The organism is Alsobacter sp. KACC 23698 (assembly GCF_045348435.1).
Classification (GTDB): domain Bacteria; phylum Pseudomonadota; class Alphaproteobacteria; order Rhizobiales; family Beijerinckiaceae; genus Alsobacter.
The window spans coordinates 5,042,408-5,056,869 of record NZ_CP157484.1 but is presented as its reverse complement, the minus strand read 5'-3'; the positions used below and the strand labels follow the sequence as shown (position 1 = coordinate 5,056,869).

General features: G+C 69.8%; 19 protein-coding genes. 9 read left to right on the top strand and 10 right to left on the bottom strand.

Going from position 1 to position 14,462, the window contains the following annotated elements; all coding sequences use genetic code 11:
- From ABEG18_RS24275 to coaA, 6 genes are read left to right on the top strand one after another with little or no spacing between them, the layout of a single operon-like run.
- Nucleotides 1–498, top strand: a complete 498-nt coding sequence (locus tag ABEG18_RS24275; RefSeq protein WP_406855605.1) for a DUF2628 domain-containing protein — start codon at nucleotides 1–3, stop codon at nucleotides 496–498.
- Entirely contained in the window at nucleotides 495–1,145 is a 651-nt protein-coding gene (gene hisH / locus ABEG18_RS24270) for an imidazole glycerol phosphate synthase subunit HisH (RefSeq protein ID WP_406855604.1), read from the top strand. Before ABEG18_RS24275 ends, hisH begins: the two co-directional genes overlap by 4 nt.
- Nucleotides 1,133–1,891 (top strand): 1-(5-phosphoribosyl)-5-[(5-phosphoribosylamino)methylideneamino]imidazole-4-carboxamide isomerase, encoded by a 759-nt coding sequence (gene hisA, locus ABEG18_RS24265; protein WP_406855603.1) that lies wholly within the window; start codon nucleotides 1,133–1,135, stop codon nucleotides 1,889–1,891. Before hisH ends, hisA begins: the two co-directional genes overlap by 13 nt.
- On the top strand, nucleotides 1,884–2,657 hold the full coding sequence (gene hisF / locus ABEG18_RS24260; protein WP_406855602.1) for an imidazole glycerol phosphate synthase subunit HisF: 774 nt from the start codon (nucleotides 1,884–1,886) through the stop codon (nucleotides 2,655–2,657). Before hisA ends, hisF begins: the two co-directional genes overlap by 8 nt.
- Nucleotides 2,657–2,977 carry a phosphoribosyl-ATP diphosphatase gene (locus tag ABEG18_RS24255; RefSeq protein ID WP_406855601.1) on the top strand — a complete coding sequence of 107 codons (321 nt, stop codon included), beginning with the start codon at nucleotides 2,657–2,659 and terminating at the stop codon, nucleotides 2,975–2,977. The genes hisF and ABEG18_RS24255 overlap by 1 nt, the downstream gene beginning before the upstream one ends.
- Before the next feature lie 31 nt (nucleotides 2,978–3,008).
- Nucleotides 3,009–3,968 carry a type I pantothenate kinase gene (coaA, locus tag ABEG18_RS24250; protein WP_406855600.1) on the top strand — a complete coding sequence of 320 codons (960 nt, stop codon included), beginning with the start codon at nucleotides 3,009–3,011 and terminating at the stop codon, nucleotides 3,966–3,968.
- Nucleotides 3,969–4,019: 51 nt separating this feature from the next.
- On the opposite strand, the gene ABEG18_RS24245 is transcribed toward coaA, so the two are convergent.
- Genes ABEG18_RS24245 through ABEG18_RS24225 form a run of 5 tightly spaced genes read right to left on the bottom strand, consistent with a single transcriptional unit; the run spans nucleotide 4,020 to nucleotide 7,978 of the window.
- Nucleotides 4,020–5,018, bottom strand: coding sequence for an adenosine kinase (locus ABEG18_RS24245; protein WP_406855599.1), 999 nt, complete (start codon nucleotides 5,016–5,018; stop codon nucleotides 4,020–4,022).
- Between the two features lie 55 nt (nucleotides 5,019–5,073).
- Nucleotides 5,074–5,454 (bottom strand): helix-turn-helix domain-containing protein, encoded by a 381-nt coding sequence (locus ABEG18_RS24240; RefSeq protein WP_406855598.1) that lies wholly within the window; start codon nucleotides 5,452–5,454, stop codon nucleotides 5,074–5,076.
- A complete protein-coding gene (locus tag ABEG18_RS24235) occupies nucleotides 5,451–6,026 on the bottom strand; it encodes a Smr/MutS family protein (RefSeq protein ID WP_406855597.1) in 576 nt (191 codons plus the stop codon). Before ABEG18_RS24235 ends, ABEG18_RS24240 begins: the two co-directional genes overlap by 4 nt.
- Before the next feature lie 10 nt (nucleotides 6,027–6,036).
- Nucleotides 6,037–7,263, bottom strand: coding sequence for a murein transglycosylase A (locus tag ABEG18_RS24230; protein ID WP_406855596.1), 1,227 nt, complete (start codon nucleotides 7,261–7,263; stop codon nucleotides 6,037–6,039).
- Nucleotides 7,264–7,270: 7 nt separating this feature from the next.
- Nucleotides 7,271–7,978, bottom strand: a complete 708-nt coding sequence (locus tag ABEG18_RS24225) for a Tim44/TimA family putative adaptor protein (protein WP_406855595.1) — start codon at nucleotides 7,976–7,978, stop codon at nucleotides 7,271–7,273.
- 245 nt (nucleotides 7,979–8,223) lie between these two features.
- Between ABEG18_RS24225 and secB the strand changes: the two genes are divergently transcribed.
- Nucleotides 8,224–8,706 (top strand): protein-export chaperone SecB, encoded by a 483-nt coding sequence (gene secB, locus ABEG18_RS24220; protein WP_406855594.1) that lies wholly within the window; start codon nucleotides 8,224–8,226, stop codon nucleotides 8,704–8,706.
- 69 nt (nucleotides 8,707–8,775) lie between these two features.
- Here secB and dnaQ read toward each other — a convergent pair whose 3' ends face one another.
- Genes dnaQ through ABEG18_RS24195 form a run of 5 tightly spaced genes read right to left on the bottom strand, consistent with a single transcriptional unit; the run spans nucleotide 8,776 to nucleotide 12,457 of the window.
- Nucleotides 8,776–9,498 (bottom strand): DNA polymerase III subunit epsilon, encoded by a 723-nt coding sequence (gene dnaQ, locus ABEG18_RS24215; RefSeq protein ID WP_406858701.1) that lies wholly within the window; start codon nucleotides 9,496–9,498, stop codon nucleotides 8,776–8,778.
- Between the two features lie 19 nt (nucleotides 9,499–9,517).
- On the bottom strand, nucleotides 9,518–10,144 hold the full coding sequence (coaE, locus tag ABEG18_RS24210) for a dephospho-CoA kinase (RefSeq protein ID WP_406855593.1): 627 nt from the start codon (nucleotides 10,142–10,144) through the stop codon (nucleotides 9,518–9,520).
- Entirely contained in the window at nucleotides 10,141–11,004 is an 864-nt protein-coding gene (locus ABEG18_RS24205; RefSeq protein WP_406855592.1) for a shikimate dehydrogenase, read from the bottom strand. The genes coaE and ABEG18_RS24205 overlap by 4 nt, the downstream gene beginning before the upstream one ends.
- On the bottom strand, nucleotides 11,001–11,624 hold the full coding sequence (locus tag ABEG18_RS24200) for a Maf family protein (protein ID WP_406855591.1): 624 nt from the start codon (nucleotides 11,622–11,624) through the stop codon (nucleotides 11,001–11,003). Before ABEG18_RS24200 ends, ABEG18_RS24205 begins: the two co-directional genes overlap by 4 nt.
- A gap of 2 nt (nucleotides 11,625–11,626) precedes the next feature.
- The gene (locus tag ABEG18_RS24195) at nucleotides 11,627–12,457 is read right to left on the bottom strand and encodes a pyruvate, water dikinase regulatory protein (RefSeq protein WP_406855590.1); all 831 of its coding nucleotides are present in this window, start codon (nucleotides 12,455–12,457) and stop codon (nucleotides 11,627–11,629) included.
- A gap of 427 nt (nucleotides 12,458–12,884) precedes the next feature.
- Here ABEG18_RS24195 and hemE point away from each other — a divergent pair, with 427 nt between their 5' ends.
- Nucleotides 12,885–13,937, top strand: a complete 1,053-nt coding sequence (hemE, locus tag ABEG18_RS24190; protein WP_406855589.1) for a uroporphyrinogen decarboxylase — start codon at nucleotides 12,885–12,887, stop codon at nucleotides 13,935–13,937.
- Between the two features lie 47 nt (nucleotides 13,938–13,984).
- A complete protein-coding gene (locus tag ABEG18_RS24185) occupies nucleotides 13,985–14,359 on the top strand; it encodes a CopD family protein (protein WP_406858700.1) in 375 nt (124 codons plus the stop codon).
- The last annotated feature ends 103 nt before the right edge of the window (nucleotides 14,360–14,462 follow it).

Here is a 14,462-nt window from a genome sequence, read left to right as displayed (position 1 = left end):
ATGACGACCTATTCGGTTCACCTGCCCGCCGAGGCCGCGCCCGGATCGCCGGCCGGACTGGAACGCGCCGTGCTGGTGAAAGAGGGCTTCCACTGGCTGGCGCTGTTCTTCCCGCTGATCTGGCTGCTGGCGAACCGGCTCTGGATCGCCTTCCTGGCCCTGCTCGCCCTCACGGTGGCGCTCGTCTTCGTCGGCCGCGCGGCCGGGCTCGGGGATGGGGCGATCGGCGTGCTGGACGTTATGCTGGGCCTCTTCGTGGCGATCTCGGCCTCCGACCTGAAGACCTGGGGCCTGGCGCGGCGGGGCTATGCGGTGCGCGACGTCGTGACCGGGGCGTCGCGCGACGAGGCGGAACGCCGCTTCTTCGATCGCTGGCTGTCGCGCGCGACGGAAGTCCCGGTCCGGCTGGGCGGGAGCCCCGGCCCCGCGCCGTCGCAAGCGGTCCGGCCGCAGCCTCAGGTGCTCGGGCTCTTCCCCGACGCCGGGAGCGCCCGATGAGCGTCGCCATCATCGACTACGGGTCCGGAAACCTCCACTCCGCCCAGAAGGCCTTCGAGCGCGCCGCCCGGGAGGCGGGCCTGGACGTTCCCGTGCTGGTGACCTCCGACCCGCAGGCCGTGCTGGACGCCGAACGCGTCGTGCTGCCCGGCGTGGGAGCCTTCGCGGACTGCCGGGCGGGCCTCGACGCCGTCCCCGGCATGGTGGACGCTCTGGAGGAGGCCGTGCGGCGGAAAGGGAAGCCCTTCCTGGGCATCTGCGTCGGCATGCAGTTGATGGCCACGCGCGGGCTGGAATACGTCACCTCGCGGGGGCTGGACTGGATCCCGGGCGACGTCACCCTGCTGGAGCCGTCGGACCCGTCGCTGAAGATCCCGCATATGGGCTGGAACACGCTCGACGTGCGGCGCGAGCATCCCGTGCTGGCCGGCGTCCCGACGGGTCCGGACGGCTGGCACGCCTATTTCGTGCACTCCTATCACCTCGCCGCCTCGGACCCCGCGACGGTCGTGGCGGAATCGGACTATGGCGGCCCGGTCACGGCGGTCGTCGGACGGGACAACATGGCCGGCACGCAATTTCATCCCGAAAAGAGCCAGAAGCTGGGCCTCGCCCTGATCACGAACTTCCTGAGGTGGCGCCCGTGATCCTGTTTCCCGCGATCGACCTGAAGGAAGGCCGCTGCGTTCGCCTAGTCCAGGGCGACATGAGCCAGGCCACGGTCTTCAACGACGATCCCGCCGCCCAGGCGGCCGCCTTTGAGGCCGAAGGGTTCACGTGGCTGCACCTCGTGGATCTCGACGGAGCCTTTGCGGGCCGGCCGATGAACGCCGCGGCGGTGGAGTCCATCCTCGCCCGCGTGTCGCTGCCGCTGCAGCTCGGCGGCGGCATCCGCGACATGAAGACCGTGGAAGGCTGGCTGACCCGCGGCGTCCGGCGGGTGATCATCGGGACCGCGGCGGTGCGGGATCCCGACTTCGTGCGCGAAGCCGCGCGGCGCTTCCCTGGCCAGATCGCGGTCGGCATCGACGCCCGCGAGGGCCGCGTCGCCGTCGAGGGCTGGGCCCGGATGTCCGAGATGTCGGCCGAAGACCTCGGCCGCACCTTCGAGGACGCCGGCGTCGCGGCGCTGGTCTACACCGACATCGCCCGGGACGGCGTGCTCACGGGGCTGAACATCGAGGCGACCCTGGCCCTCGCGGCGGCGGTCGGCATCCCGGTGATCGCCTCGGGCGGGCTCGCGTCGCTCGACGACGTGCGGCGCATGCTGCAGCCCGACTGCGCCGTGCTCGAAGGCGCGATCAGCGGACGCGCGCTCTATGACGGCCGCCTCGACGCCCGCGAGGCGCTGGCGCTGATCCGCAACGCGGCGCAGGATCCCGCCCATGCTTAAGGTCCGGGTGATCCCCTGCCTCGACGTGAAGGACGGGCGCGTGGTGAAGGGCGTCCAGTTCGTCGGCCTGCGCGACGCGGGCGACCCGGTCGAAAGCGCGATCGCGTATGACGCGGCCGGCGCGGACGAGCTGTGCTTCCTCGACATCACGGCCAGCCACGAACGTCGCGGCACGCTGATCGACGTCGTGACCCGCACGGCGGAAGCCTGCTTCATGCCGCTGACGGTCGGCGGCGGCGTGCGCACGGTCGAGGACATCCGGACCTTGCTGCTGGCCGGGGCCGACAAGGTCTCGATCAACACGGCCGCGGTGACGGACCGCCAGTTCGTGCGCCGGGCGGCCGAGAAGTTCGGTGTGCAATGCATCGTGGTGGCGATCGACGCCAAGAAGGTCTCGGGACCCGGCGAGGACGACCGCTGGGAGATCTTCACGCATGGCGGCCGCACGCCCACCGGCATCGACGCGATCGCTTTCGCCGAGGAGGTCTGCGAGCTGGGCGCGGGAGAGATCCTGCTCACCTCCATGGACCGGGACGGCACCAAGTCGGGCTACGACGTGGCGCTCACCCGCGCGGTCTCGGACGCCGTTCCGGCGCCGGTGATCGCATCGGGCGGCGTGGGCACGCTCGACCACATGGTGGCGGGGGTCCGCGACGGCCACGCCAGCGCAGTGCTGGCCGCCTCGATCTTCCACTTCGGCGAGCACACGGTCCTGGAAGCCAAGCAGAAGCTCGCGGCCGCGGGACTGCCCGTGAGGATCGACTGATGGCGTTCACCCTGGCGGACCTGGAAGCCTATCTGGCGGAGCGCGCCAAGGCGTCCCCGGACGAATCCTACACGGCCAAGCTGATCGGCAAGGGTCCGGCCCACGCCGCCAAGAAGCTGGGCGAGGAAGCGGTCGAAACCGTGATCGCGGCCGTGGAGGGCGATCTGCGCGCCCTGAAGATGGAAAGCGCGGATCTGCTGTATCATCTCTTAGTCGTGCTTCGCGCGAGAGGGCTGCCGTTGCAGGATGTTCTTGACGAGCTCGCCCGCCGTACGGCGCAATCCGGGCTTCAGGAAAAGGCGTCGCGCCCGCAAGGGTGAAGCGTCCCCCGCCCATCAGAGGAGCGCGCGCATGAACGAGCGCGTCACGCCGGCCAGCGACGAGCTCTCTCCGTACCGCGTGTTCACGCGCGACGAATGGGCGGCCCTGCGCGCCGACACGCCTTTGACGCTGGGCGTCGAGGACCTGCTGAAGCTCCAGTCGCTGCACGATCCGATCTCGCTCGAGGAGGTCGTGGCGATCTACCTGCCGCTGTCGCGACTTTTGTCGCTCTACGTCGCGGCCACGCAGGGGCTGTTCAAGGCGACGCAGCGCTTCCTGCTCGCCGAGGACGGAAAGGTGCCCTACGTGATCGGCATCGCCGGATCGGTGTCGGCCGGCAAGTCGACCACCGCACGCGTGCTGAGGGCGCTGCTGTCGCGCTGGCCCAACACCCCCAAGGTGGACCTCGTCACCACCGACGGCTTCCTCTATCCCAACGCCGTCCTGCAGCGCGAAGGGCTGATGGAGAAGAAGGGCTTTCCGGAAAGCTATGACGGCCTCGCGCTGACGCGCTTCCTGTCGCAGGTGAAGGCCGGCGAGCGGAAAGTGCGCGCACCGGTCTACTCGCACCTGATCTATGACGTGATGCCGGAAGAGTTCGTGACGGTGGACCGTCCCGACATCCTCATCGTCGAGGGCCTCAACGTGCTGCAGCCGAGCCGCGCCCGGGACGGCCGGACAGTGCCCTTCGTGTCCGACTTCTTCGACTTCTCGGTCTATCTGGACGCCGACGAGGACCTGCTCGAAAAGTGGTACGTGTCGCGCTTCATGACGCTGCGGCAGACCGCCTTCCGGGATCCGAGGTCCTTCTTCAAGAAATACGCCGAACTGACCGACGAGGAGGCCGAGGAGGTCGCGCGATCCATCTGGCGGCGCACCAACCTGCCGAACCTGCGGGACAACGTGCTGCCGACGCGTCCGCGGGCCAGCCTCGTGCTCACCAAGGGCGCGAGCCATCGCATCGAGAAAGTGGCGCTCCGCAAGCTCTGAGCGGCGTGAAGCCCGGCGCCGCCGGCGCATGTTTCACGTGAATCAGGCGGCTCAGAGAAGGCCTTCTTCGCGGGCGAGGTCGAGCAGAGGCGCTTCCGGCCGGGCGCCCACATGCTGGATGACCTCGGCGGCCGCGAGCCCGCCCAGCCGGGCGCAGGTCACCGCGTCGAAATCCCGCGCCAGGCCGAACAGGAAGCCGGCCGCGAACAGGTCCCCGGCTCCGGTCGTGTCGACGAGCTTGTCGATCGGATGGGCGTCGACGGCCTGCGTCTCCTCGCGGGTGACCACGAGGCAGCCCTCCTCGGAGCGAGTCACGACGCCGAGCAGGTTCTCGTCCCGCAGCGCCGAGACCGCGGTGGCGAAGTCGGCGGTCTGGTAGAGGCTGCGCAACTCGCTCTCATTGGCGAACAGAATATCGACCGCGCCGGAGCGCATCAGGTCGAGGAACTCGTCGCGGTAACGGTCCACGCAGAAACTGTCGGAGAGCGTCAGGGCGACGCTGCGCCCGGCCACATGGGCGAGCTGCGCGGCGCGGCGGAAGGCCTGCTTGGCATGCTCGCGGTCCCACAGATACCCCTCGAGATAGACGATCCGCGAGGCCGCGACGGTCTCCGGATCCACGTCCTCGGGGCCCAGGTTCTGGCATGCGCCCAGATAGGTGTTCATGGTGCGCTCGCCATCCGGAGTCACCAGGATGAAGCTGCGCGCCGTGGCGGGGCCGGAGGCGGAGGGCGCGGTGGGAAAATGGACCCCGATCGAACGGATGTCATGGGTGAAGTGGCGGCCCACCTCGTCGGCTTTCACCTTGCCGATATAGGCCCCCCTCCCCCCGAAGGACGCGACCCCGACGATGGAGTTGGCCACCGACCCGCCGGAGATCACCGTCGCGGGTCCCATGGCTTCGAACAGACGCTCCGCCTCGGGCTCCTCGATCAGCCGCATCGCGCCCTTGTGCAGGTTGTGGGCGATGAGGAAATCGTCCTCCGTACGCGCAAGAACGTCCACGATGGCGTTTCCGAGGCCGAGGACGTCGTAGAGCGGAGCAGTCATGAGGGGCTTTCCGATGATGAAGGGCGGCCCGTGGTGACACCCGGGCCGGCGGCGGTCAAGCGCGGTCGGGCCGGGAGCGCTTCTGCGCCCGGTCCAGGATGGCGTCGATCGCGGCCAGATCCTCGTCGTCCAGGTCGCCCACGCACCGGGCCAGGCGATTGGCCAGACGGGTGGCGGCGGGCGAGAGCCCGGCCGTGTCTACAGCGATGCGCGGATGGGACAGGTCTGCGAGCCGCAGGAGGTCCTCGGCGTCGTCCCAGATGATGTTGAAATACTGGATGACGCGCTGGACGAAGCCCCAGTTGGGACGCCCGCGGCGGCCGTGTTCGAGCGCCGACAGATAGGTCGGCGACACCCCGAGGGCCTCGGCCATGTCCTTCAGGGCCAGCCCCCGCTCGGCGCGCAGCGCGCGCAGCCGCTCGCCGAAGGGCGTCATGCTTCGCCCGGGGCTCGCCGCCGCCGGATCCTCACATAGAGCGCGCCCGCGCCGCCATGATGCTGGGCGGCTTCCTCGAAGCCCACCACGAGAGTCCTCAGATCAGGCAGCCGCAGCCAGTGCGGCACGGTCCGGCGCAGGACGCCGCGCTCGTCGAAGAGGCCGCCGCGGTCCTGCGCGCCGCCGCCCTTGCCGGTGACGACGAGCACCACCAGGAAGCCCTGGGCCTGCGCGCCGTGGAGGAAACCCCGGAGCGCATCATGCGCCTCGGCCTGCCGCATGCCGTGCAGGTCGATGGAGGCGTCGATCGGATGGGAGCCGCGCGACAGCCGCTGGCGCAGGCGCCGCTCCAAGGGCGCGAGCGGAGCGACGGGCGCCGGCGCCGGCTTGGCCTTTCGGGGCGCGGGCGGCGCGGGCGGAGGCGGCTTGGCCGCGCTTTGCGGTTCGGGCGCGGCGGCGGGAGCGGGCGGAGGTTCCGGGCGAGCCTGCCCCGGCATGGGGGCGACATGGCGCGTGACATGCGCCCACAGCGCGACTTCGTCGCCCGTCAGGGTGCGGCGGCGGCGTGTCATCCCAGACGGCTCACGACCGGGGCTCCAGCACCACGAAGCGGCCGGGATGCCGGACGAGCCCGGCCTTCGTTCCGGCCTCGGCGCCTGAGCCGAAGAAGATGTCCGCCCTGGCCGGGCCCAGGATCGCCGAGCCAGTGTCCTGCGCGATCATCAGGCGCGACCACGCCGAGCCGGTCGCGGAGGTCAGGTCGGCGTCGATCCAGAACGGCAGGCCGTAGCTCCACAGCCCGCGGTCCACCGCGATGGAGCGGCCCGGGGTCAGCGGGACCGAGGCGGCGCCGATCGGACCGGCCGCCGGGTCCATGCCCTGGCCGATGGCGAAGAAGATATAGGAGCGGTTCATCCGCATGATGCGGCGGGCCTCGGCAGGGTTCTGGCGCAGCCAGGCCTTCAGCCGCTCCAGCGACATCTCCTCCAGGGTCATGCGCCCCTCCGAGACGATGATGCGTCCGATGGAGGCGTAGGGGTGGCCGTTGCGGCCGGCATAGACCATGCGCAGAACTGAGCCGTCCGGAAGGCGCACGCGGGCCGATCCCTGCACCTGCGCGAGGAAGAGCTCGACGTCGTCGCGCAGGTATAGAAGCTCGAGTCCCCGGCCGGCGAGGGCGCCGTCCTGGATGGCGGCGCGGTCCGCATAGGGCTCCAGACCGGAGGGCGTCCGGCGGGCCGCCGCCAGCGCGGGATCCAGGCCGCCCCGGTCGACCCCGGACGGGATCGTGACGAGGTCGTCAGGACGGCCCAGCACCGGCGTGGGGAAATCGGGGCCGGGCGTGAGCGAGCCTTCCACCTCAGGCTCGTAATAGCCCGTCAGGAAGCCCTGGCCCTCGCGAGGCGCGATCTCCAGGGGCTGGAACCGCGTTTCGAAGAACAGTCTGGCCTGCTCCGGGCCGACGTCGCGAATCGCAAGGGCCGCCTCGCAGGCGTCCAGCAAGGCGGGCGCCGGGGCGAGGCCCGGACGCAACGCCGGGGTCGCGCCGGTCAGCGCCCGGCAAGTCCGAAGAAACGTCGCGAAGGCGGCTGCGTGGTCGTCGCGCGCCCAGCCGGCCAGCGCGCCGAAGTCGACGGGGCGAAGCGTCGACCCGCCGGGGCCTTCGCGACTCTGTGGGGAAAGCGAGGACATCGGGGCGGTCTCGGCGGAAGCAAGCGGAGCGGGAGCGTCGAGAGCGAGCGCCGGCGCCATGGCCCAGGCGCAGCCGCCGAGGGCGACGATAGCCCGGAGCGGCCGCCAGCGCGTCATCAGGCCCTCAGTGACCGGCTTCGGTCGCCACGAGCTTCCAGTTGGGATCGCGGGAGCCTGCGTCGCGCGCGAAGGTCCAGACATCGGTGACGTCCACGACCTTGTCGGGCGCGCCGTCGACGACGGCGCCGGTCCGGTCGCGCGTGGCGGTGATGAGCTTCGACAGGAAGCGCACGGTGATCTGGGCCGAGCGGCCGCGCAGCTGGGCGTCCACCAGCTCGGCCTTGTCGATCGACACGAAGGTGGTCTCCACCTTCTCGCCGCGCTTCTCGCGCTCGCCGATGGCGGCGACGAACCCGTCATACACGTCCTTGGAGAGGAGCTCCTTCAGCGCCCGGCGGTCGCCTCCGGCGAATGCCGTCACGATCATCTCATAGGCGCTCTTGGCCCCTTCGCGGAAGCCGCGGGCGTCGAATCCGTTCTCGGCGGCCGCGATGGCGTCGAGCGACGCGGCCAGCGGGGTGCCGGGTTCAGCGACGCCCTTCCAGCGGTCTGGATCGCGCTGGCCCAGTTCCGGAGCGGGCCCCTCGGGCGCTCGGTCGAGGCGCACCACATTGGAATCATTGGCGGCGGCGGGCGCCTGAGGCTCCGCCCGGCGCATCATGGGGGGCCTTTCGTTGCCGGTCCGGGTCCCGAGAACCGACCGGAGACGCCAAATCACGAACACGGCCAGGGCCAGAAAGATGATCGTGGTGATGTCGAAGGAATCCTGCATCGCTCGGTCGTCTCGTCCTGCATCGGCCCCGCGCCGAAACTCGTGCACGCCTTATATGGACCTTCGCGGCGTCAACATCCACCCGCGGTCCCGCTGGAAGTCGCGTCCGGAAGGAATCAGGGCGCGCCGCCGTCCTTGTGGCCCACCGGGTTCCGTGATAGCCCGCCCCGCGAAGGACCGGTGCGCCGGTCCGCACGCCCACACAGCTTACGGTCGGCCAGGGGGCCGCCAGCAGGAGACGACCCATGGCCAACGGAAACGGCGCCGGCGGCGCACCCGAGCAGGATATGGCGCCGGCGCTCAACGCGCTCGCCCAGTACATCAAGGATTTCTCGTTCGAGAACCCGAACGCGCCGCGTTCGCTGACCCCGCAGGCCAATCCGCCGCAGATCTCGATCTCGGTCAACGTCAACGCCAAGCAGCTCTCGGATACCGACTTCGAGGTCGAGCTGACGCTGGAAGGCAAGGCCGGCGAGGCGCCCGAGCTGCTGTTCAGCTTCGAGCTGCTCTATTCGGGCATCTTCCGGATCCAGAACATCCCGCAGGAGAATGTCCACCCGGTCGTGATGATCGAGTGCCCGCGCCTGCTGTTCCCGTTCGCGCGCCAGATCGTGGCCGACGCGGTCCGCAATGGCGGCTTCCCGCCGCTCTTCATCGATCCGATCGACTTTGCGGCGCTGTTCCGCCAGCGCATCTCCGAAGTGCAGGGCCAGCCCGCGAACGCCTGATGCCGGCTCATCAGAGAGCCTCAAGCTTGGAAGCCGGCCCCAGGGCCGGCTTCTTGCGTTTGGACGCGTTCAGGACGCCGCCTTGGCGGCCTCCGGCTCCGGCAGGTAGTCGCGCCAGATCACCTCGCCGCCCAGCGTGCGGATGAAGGCGTCGTGGGCGTCCAGCTCGGCGCGGGTGAGCCTCGACGGCAGCGGCTCGGGACGCACCAGCGTCCGCCGCTGTCCGGTGGCGCGCTCCACGGCGCTGCGCACTCCCGCCACCATAAGGCCGAGATCGGCCTGGCGGCCGCCCAGAAGCTCGACATAGACCTCCGCCAGGATCTCGGCGTCGAGCAGCGCGCCATGCTTGGTGCGGCGGGAATTGTCGATGCCGAAGCGGTTGCACAGCGCGTCGAGGCTGGCGGGCGCGAAGGGGAACTTGCGCCGGGCCAACGCCAGGGTGTCGACGATCCGGGCCTGCTCGATCGGCGGCTTGCCGAGCCGGTCCAGCTCGGCGTTGAGGAAGCTGACGTCGAAGGCGGCGTTATGCGCCACCATCTTGGCGTCGCCGATGAACTCCACGAAGGCGTCGGCCACCGCGGCGAAGACGGGCTTGTCGGCCAGGAACGCGCTGGAGAGGCCGTGCACCGCGAAGGCGGCTTCCGGCATGTCCCTCTCGGGATTGATATAGACGTGGAAGTTCTGTCCCGTCGGGATGTGGTTGAACATCTCCACGCAGCCGATCTCGACGACGCGGTCCCCGCCCAGCGGACTGAGGCCGGTGGTCTCGGTGTCGAACACGATCTCGCGGATGGACATCGACTTCCCTTGATCAGCCTGCCGACGCAGCCAGGAGGCGCCCCGCTTGTCCCTGCCGGCCCGCGCAGGCGCGGATGACGTCGCGGACCTGCCTCCGGGCGGCGTCGAAGCCCCGGCTGGTGTCGACCAGCCAATGGGCTTGCGCCCGCTTCGCCGAATCAGGCGTCTGCTTGGCCAGGATGGCCTCAAACTTCTCCAGGGTCATGCCCGGCCGGGCCAGCACGCGCTGCTTTTGCACAGGAGCCGGCGCGGTGACGACCAGGACGGCGTCGCATCGCCGGTCGCCGCCCGTCTCGAACAGCAGCGGAATGTCGAGGACGGCGAGGGGTTCGGAGGCGGCGATGCAGGCTTTCAGGAATGCGATCTCGGCGGCGCGGACCAACGGATGGACGATCGCCTCGAGCCGCTTGAGCGCCGCCGGGTCGCCCAGCACCATCCCACCCAGCGCCGCCCGGTCCACCGCGCCGTCGCGGGTGGAACCCGGAAAGGCCTCCTCGACGAGCGCAGCCGCCGGGCCGCGATAAAGCGCATGGACCGAGGCGTCCGCGTCGTGCACCGGCACGCCCGCCTCCCGGAAGAACCCGGCCGTGGCCGACTTGCCCATGCCGATCGATCCCGTGAGGCCCAGGACGAAGGTCATGCGGGATGGCTCTTCTGGATGTCGGCGACGACCAGGGCGCGCAGCTCCGGAGTCACCTCTGGAAGACGGCCGAACCAGTGCTCGAAGCCGGACGCCGCCTGGTGCAGCAGCATGCCGAGACCGTCGACCGTGCGGGCGCCCCGGGCCCGCGCCTCCCTCAGCAGAGGCGTCTCCAGCGGGACATAGACCGCGTCGGTGACGACCGCGCCGGGCCTGAGGCCCTCGAGCGACACGTCGAGCGCGGGCTGGCCGGTCATTCCCAGCGAGGTGGCGTTGACCAGAAGGTCGGCGCTGTGCAGGAGCTGGGAAAGGTCCTCCCAGCGGGCCGCCTGGACGCGCTTGCCGAAGAACCGCGCCAGCGTCTCGGCGCGGTCCCGGGTTCGGTTCAGGACCGTTACGAGCCCGACCTGACGGTCGAGCAGGCCCGCCACGATGGCCCGCGCCGCGCCGCCCGCCCCCAGCACGAGCGCATGGCCGGCGCCGTCCGCCCAGCCCGGCGCGTCGGCGTCGAGCGAGGACACGAAGCCCACGATGTCGGTGTTGTCGCCGTGGAGCACGCCGTTCTCGAACCACACCGTGTTGACGACCTCCAGGGCGCGGGCGCGATCCGTCGCGACCTCCACGGTGCGATAAGCCGCCTCCTTGTGCGGGACCGTGACGTTGCACCCCACATAGCCGCGGGCTTGCAGGGTCTTCAGGAAGGATGGAAAAGCCTCGGGCGAGACCTCCTCGCGCCCATAGGATCCGGCGAGGCCCAGCGTCTCCAGCCAATGTCCATGGATCAGGGGCGAGCGCGAATGCTTGACCGGCCAGCCGACGATGCAGGCGCGCGGCGCCGGTCCGGGGGCGGCCTCGCTCATTGGGCGGCCGCCCCGATCTGGCGGAAGAAGGCGAGCAGCGGCATGAGCGGGAGCCCCAGGATGGTGAAGTGATCGCCTTCGATCGCCTCGAACAGATGAATGCCCAGCCCCTCGAGCTGGTACGCGCCGACGCTGCCCAAGGCCACGCCGCCGGCCGCGTCCAGATACCTCGCGATCATGGCCTCCGACAACGCCCGCATGGTCAGGCTTGCGGTCGCCACGGTGGAAAAGAGCGCCTCGTCGTCGCGCATGACCACGGCCGCCGAATGCAGCGCGTGACGCCGGCCCGAGAGCCGGCGCAGTTGCTCCGCCGCTTCGGCGGCGTCGGTCGGCTTGTGGAAGGCGTCCGCGCCGCAGGCCAGCGTCTGATCGGAACCGAGCACCAGGCGGCCGGGCCGCAGGCGCGAGATCGCCGACGCCTTCGCTTGGGCGAGCGCCAGAGCGACTCCCTCGGGGTCGGCGTCTCGCATCCGGGCGGCCGCCTCCTCGGCGCGCTCGTCGATGTCGGCCGGCATGGCCTCCAGCGGGATGCCGGCGGACGCCAGCAGGTGGATCCTGGCGGCGCTGCGCGACGCGAGGACGAGCGGCTGCTGGCTGGTCCAGAGCAGGGAAGCCGACATCCTCACTCCACGATGAAGCGCATGCGGTGCTGCTTCAGGAGGTCCAGGATCGCGGCGGCCGTCTCCTCGATGGAGCGCCGGGTGACGTCGATGATGGGCCACCCGAAGCGGGCGCACAGCTTGCGGGAATGAGCGACCTCCTCGGTGACGGCCGTTTTGTCGACATAGGGCGTGTCGTCGGAGGCGTTGAGCGTGAGGAGCCGGTTCTGGCGGATCTGCACGATTCGGTCGGGGCTGGCGACCAGCCCGACCACGAGGGGCCGCTTGACGTGCTCCAGTCCGGGCGGCAGCGGAATCCCGGGCACGAGCGGGATGTTGGCGGTCTTGATGCCGCGATTGGCCAGATAAATGCTGGTTGGGGTCTTGGACGTGCGGCTGATGCCGACCAGGATGATGTCGGCCGTCTCCAGGTCCGGTGGCAATGCGCCGTCGTCATGCATCATGGTGTAGTTGAGCGCGTCGATGCGCTTGAAATAGTCGACGTTCAGGACATGCTGGGCGCCGGGGCGATGGGTCGACACGGTCCCCAGATAGGACTGGAACAGCCCGAGCACCGGATCGAGCACCGACAGGCACGGGCAGCTGAATTCGCGGCAGGCTTCCTCGAGGCGGCCCGCGAGCTCCGGCTCCACGAGGGTATAGAGCACCATCCCTGGCGCGGCCTCCAATTCGCCCAGGACGCGGTCGAGCTGGGTGGAGGTGCGCACGAGCGGATAGACGTGCTCGATGGCCGAGATGCCCTGGTACTGCGCGGCCGCCGCGCGGCTGACCGCGATCAGGGTCTCGCCCGTGGCGTCGGACACGAGATGCAGGTGAAAGTAGCTCCGTCCCAAAGCGAGCGGTCCCAGGTTCGAAGCCCGGAGGTCCGGGTCCTTCGGCGCAATTCACAGGGCTGTGGAGCGCTGTGGATGGCGGGCACAAATCGGCCCGACCGGTCGGCGGGCGCGAACACTGTCGCAAGCGCGGGGACAGCGATCAACAGACGATCCCGACGGGGATGGATTCGGGCGGCTTTTGCGCACAGGCGGGGACAACCGCGAAAGGCGCTGCGACGCAGGCGGAGCGTTAAGCATCAAAGCTCCGCAAAACCCTTAATGAATCGTTAACGGCCGCCGAGCGTCCCTCCGGGCCTTCGAGCGCGAGGCCGCCAAGCCGGTCGCCCGAGAACCTGTGGGCGTCCTGTGGAGCGCTTGGCGTTCCGCAGGCGGGCGGTCTAAAAGAAAGGACAAAAGAATCTTAGAAAGAAAAAGGATATTTGAAGTGGGATCGGATCACCCTTCGGGCGGCAAGCCGCTCCTGCGCGTGCTGGCCGGCGAGACGCTGAGCCGACCGCCTCTCTGGATCATGCGCCAGGCGGGCCGCTATCTCCCGGAATACCGGGAGCTTCGCGCCACGGCCCCCTCCTTCATGGATTTCTGCTACGCGCCCGCCAAGGCGGCGGAGGCCACCCTGCAGCCGATCAGGCGCTTCGGCTTCGACGCGGCCATCATCTTCTCCGACATCCTCGTCGTGCCCGACGCCCTCGGCCAGAAGGTCACCTTCGCGGAAGGCGAGGGACCGAGGCTCCATCCCATCACCCTCGACGGCGGTCTGAAAAGGCTCTCCGACGAGATCGACTTGGAGCGGCTTGGAGCGGTCTTCGAGACCATCGAGCGGGTGCGCGGGGCGCTGGGGCCGGAGACCGCCCTGCTGGGCTTCTGCGGGGCTCCCTGGACCGTGGCGAGCTACATGATCGCCGGCAAGGGAACGCCGGAGCTCGCTCCCTCCAGGCTCCTGGCCTATCGGGACCCGGAATTCCTGCAGGCGCTCATCGACCGGCTGGTCGCCGCCTCGATCCGCTACCTCGTCCGGCAGTTCCGCTCCGGGGTGGACGCCGTCCAGATCTTCGAGAGCTTCGCCGGGGCGCTCACCCGCGAGGGCCTGGAGCGCTGGTCCATCGGGCCCATCCGCCGCATCGTCGACGGAGTGCGGGCCGAGGTCCCGCATGCGCGAATCATCGTATTCCTGCGCGCTTCCGGTCTCGGACACCGCCTCGCGGCCGAGCGCACCGGGGCTGACGCGGTCGCTCTCGACTGGGCGGTGGACGGGCGCTGGGCGGCCGAGCAGGTCCAGGCGCTGAAGCCCGTGCAGGGCAATCTCGATCCCCTCACGGTGGTCGCCGGCGGGGCGGCGCTCGAGAACGGAGTGCGCGCCGTGCTGGACGCCTTCTCGGGCGGGCCGCACATCTTCAACCTCGGCCACGGAATCGTGCCCGAGACGCCGGTCGAGAACGTCGAGCAGCTGGTCAAGCTCGTGCGGGGAGACCAGGGTTGAGCTACGACTGGGTCAAGGCCCTGCATGTGCTCGCCATCATCTCCTGGATGGCCGGGCTCCTCTACCTCCCGAGGCTCTTCGTCTACCACGCCGACGCCGTGAAGGGGTCCGACAAGTCCGAGACGCTGAAGCTCATGGAGCGGCGGCTGCTCAAGGGCATCATGACTCCGGCCATGATCGTGAGCTGGCTCGCCGGGCTCTGGCTGGTCTGGCAGGGCGGCTGGTGGAAGGCGGGCTGGTTCCACGGCAAATTCGCCCTGGTGCTGGTCATGTCAGGCGTCCACGGTTTTCTCAGCAAGGCCGTGAAGGACTTCGCGGCGGACGCCAACGTTCGAAGCCCCCGGTTCTTCCGGGTCGTGAACGAGGCGCCGACGCTGCTGATGATCGGCATCGTCATCCTGGTCGTCGTGAAGCCGTTCTGACTGCGGGCGCGACGGGGCTTGTGCCCTGCGCCAAAAACTTGTATCCGTCGCGAGCCTCCCTCAGTCGTGGTCGGTGCTCGGGCTGTCGCTTCGGTTTCGCCGT